We start from the raw sequence: 1,333 nt of genomic DNA, 5'->3' as shown, positions 1-1,333 counted from the left end.
GACAAAATGACTCCAGATGAGTTTTACTATGACCAGCTACCACAACAAAATAAGGTAGCTTAACTAGAGCAGAGTATCACTTATAAATAAGCTTTTAGTTGTTCAAACATGTGGGACCACCTCTTATGAGTACGCTAGATCAAGCAGATGTTGATGTGATGAAAGCTACAAAAACATGTGTTGCAGCAACACGCTTTCAGTATGATTACTTAAATGATGATATTACTGATGATGGTAAGATTGATTACAGCCTAACTAATAAAGTACCTCAAGCATTACGCCAAGCGATTGCAGAAGGGAAAAAGATACTTGTATTGATAAATCCACCTTATGCAGCTGCTACTAATCGTGGCAATACTGCGAATGTTGGTAATGCAGAATATAAAAGTGGGGTAGCAAAAACCAAACTTGCAGCTACTGCAATGATAGATTATGGCAAAGCAAGTAATGAATTGTTTACTCAATTTTTGGCTCGAATTGCACAAGAAATACCAAAAGCCACGATTGCAACATTCAGTACTTTGAAATACGTTACGGCACCAAATTTTGAGAAATTTCGCCAAAATTGGAAAGCAGAATATTTGGGAGGATTTGTCGTTCATAACAAAGCATTTGATGGTTTAACAGGGAAATTTCCAATTGGATTTTTGATTTGGAAAACTGACCAGAAAGCTGTTAATAAAATATTTACAACTGAGATTGTTACTGAAGTTATAGATAAAGATGCGAAAGCTATTGGCGAAAAATCGTTTTTCAATATTCCCAAGAATCAATTCCTAAGTGAATGGATAACTCGACCAAAGCCCAACAATGTAGAGGCTATCCCATTAAAAAATGCAGTTTCTCCTGCAACAGTAACTAAAGATTTACGCGGGAAAAAATGGGCAGATGGTGCAATAGGTGGAATAGACTGTGCTGGAAATGACCTTCAACACGCAGAACAACACACCGTTATTTTCTCTTCTGGCTATGGAAGTGCTGGTGGCTTCCTTATTACAGATAAAATTCTTTGGCAAGTTGCGATTATTTTTGCAGTTCGTCGTTTAATTATTCCGACATGGTTAAACGATTGTGACCAATATTTACAACCTACAGAACCATTATCTGATAAGTTCAAGAATGATTGCTTAATTTGGATGTTATTTAATAGACAAAATAGATCTGCCAGTGCAAATGATCTTGAGTGGGATAACCGGAAATGGTCTATCGTGGGACTGTTCTAAATTTTGTGTAAGTACTTAATTTTCATTTATCCTACTGAGGATAATAAAAAGAGGTACTTCACATGGATGAAGCTACAATCAAAAGTATGGCAGCTGAATTAGCTAAAGGT

At 36.2% G+C, this 1,333-nt stretch carries 1 protein-coding gene; it reads left to right on the top strand.

Going from position 1 to position 1,333, the window contains the following annotated elements; translation table 11 throughout:
• Positions 1-125: 125 nt before the first annotated feature.
• Positions 126-1,223, top strand: a complete 1,098-nt coding sequence (locus HLH16_RS14610; RefSeq protein ID WP_171529863.1) for a hypothetical protein — start codon at positions 126-128, stop codon at positions 1,221-1,223.
• Positions 1,224-1,333: the final 110 nt, after the last annotated feature.

The sequence above is a fragment of the Acinetobacter sp. ANC 5378 genome, from assembly GCF_013004315.1.
GTDB lineage: Bacteria > Pseudomonadota > Gammaproteobacteria > Pseudomonadales > Moraxellaceae > Acinetobacter.
Note: the sequence above shows the minus strand (reverse complement) of the source record. Positions and strands in the feature narration are given on the sequence as shown.